This is a genomic window from Nonomuraea sp. NPDC003201 (genome assembly GCF_053590415.1).
Genome location: NZ_JBSFTC010000780.1, coordinates 1 through 1,095, shown reverse-complemented (window position 1 = coordinate 1,095; position 1,095 = coordinate 1). Strand labels below are relative to the sequence as shown.

The 1,095-nt window shown below is 67.6% G+C and carries 1 protein-coding gene; it reads left to right on the top strand.

All coding sequences use genetic code 11. The features are described 5' to 3' along the window. Positions 1-140: 140 nt before the first annotated feature. Positions 141-1,095, top strand: a 955-nt coding sequence (locus tag ACWDX9_RS63605) for an IS4 family transposase (protein WP_449973501.1), incomplete at its 3' end; no start/stop codon positions are given.

Here is a 1,095-nt window from a genome sequence, read left to right as displayed (position 1 = left end):
GCCCCAATGCCGCTTAGTTAAGAGTGGCGTTCGGTGTGATCACGAGTGGGGCGCAGCTGAGTGGCAGGGGGTTGGTGGCAACGAAGCTCCCCTGGTAGAACGGGCGATCGACCAAGATCAGCTCGTTGTGGGGAGCTTCGTTGCCCGCTCAGTTTGCCATGCCGTCGCGGGATGTGCCGGATCAGATCAGGTTGGGGGTGTTATCGCGGTGGATCAACCCACAGGTGGTCGATGCGGCCCTGGCGGAGACCGGGCGGATACAACAGCGTCGACGCAAGCTTCCCGCCCGGCTGATGGTGTACTTCGTTTTGGCGTTATGCCTGTTCAGTGCTGCTGACAGTCGAGCTGCTCCGGGTTATCGGGCGGTCTTGCGTGACCTTCTGGCCGCGCTCGGGCGGCGCGGGCAGGACTACCGGTTGCCGACCAGTTCGGCGTTGACGCAGGCGCGAGCGCGGCTGGGATCCGAGCCGATGGCCGCGTTGTTCCAGCGCGTGCGCGGCGTGCTGGCCGACTCGTCCACGCCCGGCGCTCACGCTTTCGGCCTGCGGCTTATGGCTTGGGATGCCACCACCTTGGATCTGCCCGGCAGCGTCGGCAACATCGCCGCCTTCGATACCCGTAACGGCGCGTCCTGCCCGCAAATACGGCTGATGACCGTAACCGAATGCGGCACCCACGCGATCGCCGATGCCACCTTCGACGGCATCGACGCGGCCAGCGAACAGGTCCTGGCCCGCCGTCTGACCGGCGCGCTCGGCCCCGGCATGCTGCTGTTGGCCGATCAGAACTTCCGCGGCCACGCCATGTGGCAGACCGCCCGCGCCACCGGCGCCCACCTGCTCTGGCGTGCCCGCACCAGCACCCGCTTGGACCGCCTGACCGACCTACCCGACGGCTCGTTCCTGTCTGTCATCCCCACCCCGGCCGAGATCCGCCGCCGCACCCGCCACGCCCACCGACACCCGGCCAAGCCCCTCAATCCAGCCCGCGACGGACACCAGGTCCGCGTCATCGACTACAGCATCACCATCGGCAACGCCGGCGGCCACGTCCGCACCGAACACCTACGCCTGATCACTAGCCTGCTCGACCCGA